Here is a 1,270-nt window from a genome sequence, read left to right as displayed (position 1 = left end):
GGCGTTCAAGAAGGGGGCTCGGGGAAGGGTTGGGCGAGAGGAGGGATGGCAAGGACCAGCGGATCAGCCCGGCGGCAGGGCCAGCACCAGGGTGCCGTCCCAGCGCGGCATGTCGGGCGCCGCAGGCTGGTTGGACAGGGCCGCGGGCGGCTTGCCGGCCGGCGTGGGGCCGACCACGGCCGTGCTGCTGCGCGCCAGGCGCGCCTCGATGGGCACGGTGCGGGCATTGCTGCGCGCCTGCGAAAGCCACAGGGCCAGCGCATCGGCAGGCGCCCCCTTGAGCGTGACGGTGGCGCGGTCGCCCAGCACCGCCATCTGCGCGGTGGTGCCCAGGCGCTGCGTGAGCGAGCTGCGCAGCACCTGGGCGGTGTCGCCCAGCGGCGCACGCGGCGCGCTCTGCAGCTGCAGGGCCTCGGCCTGCAGCGACTGCATGTGCTGCAGCTGCGCATCCAGTTCGGCATGGCGGGCGGGCGCGCTGCGCAGGGTCTGCAGTGCGGGCGCGACCGCCACCCACCACATCAGCGCGGCGGCGACCAGGCCGCCGGCAGCCAGCACCAGCGACTGCTCGCGCGGGGCCAGGGTCTTCCAGCGCGCCTTGAGGGGCGCGACGGCGCTGGAGGGCGAAGAGGGGGCGGCGGGTGCGGGGCGCTTCATGGCTGGCCTCCGGTGCGCAGCAGCCACTGGCCGTCCTGCATGCGGGAGGAATACCCGGCGGCGGACAGCCGCTGGTTGGCGCTGGCCAGCGCCTCGGCGGGCAGCTCGAGCCCGCGCAGGCGAAGATCGCCCGCGCTGTAGTCGAGCGCGGTGGGCAACTGGCCCGGCGGCAGCGCGGCGCCCGCGGCGGCCAGCATGGGTTCGAGGTCGCGCGGCGAGACGCTGCCGGCGGCCTGGCGCAACTGGGCGAGTTCGCGCTCCATCTGCACGGGCGCATCGACCACCACCTTCACCTGGGGAAAGGTCTGCGTGAGCGCGGCGCGCACGCCGGCCTGCTTGGCCTCCAGTGCCTGGCGTTCCTGCCAGGCCCAGGCATTGAGGCCCACGAGCTGCGTGGCCACCAGCAGCCCGAGGGCCCAGCGCGCGGCGCGCCATTGCGGCGCGCGCGCGAAGGTGCCGAGCGTGCTGCCTGCCTTGCGCAGCGCGCGGGTGCGGCCGCTGCTGGCCAGGTCGAACTGCGCCAGGTCCCAGTCGCTGCGGGCGGCGTCCAGGGCGCGCTGGCTGGCGGTGTAGAGCACGGCGGGGCGGGCCAGCATCTGCTCGGCGAGCGCGGCCA

Annotated in this window: 2 protein-coding genes; both read right to left on the bottom strand. The window is 75.9% G+C overall.

What is annotated here, in order from left to right:
• Positions 1-63: 63 nt before the first annotated feature.
• Positions 64-654: a type II secretion system protein M gene (locus AC27IO_RS24370; RefSeq protein ID WP_498741235.1), complete on the bottom strand. Its 591-nt coding sequence runs from the start codon at positions 652-654 to the stop codon at positions 64-66.
• Positions 651-1,270, bottom strand: a 620-nt coding sequence (locus AC27IO_RS24365) for a type II secretion system protein L (protein WP_498741234.1), incomplete at its 5' end; no start/stop codon positions are given. The genes AC27IO_RS24370 and AC27IO_RS24365, both read right to left, overlap by 4 nt.

Source organism: Acidovorax sp. KNOB132 (genome assembly GCF_057541515.1).
This window is presented reverse-complemented; position numbering and strand designations above follow the sequence as displayed.

What these genes read in the sequence shown, in the direction of transcription:
- AC27IO_RS24370 (WP_498741235.1), bottom strand. Translation starts at nt 654, where the DNA reads ATGAAGCGCCCCGCACCCGCCGCCCCCTCTTCGCCCTCCAGCGCCGTC.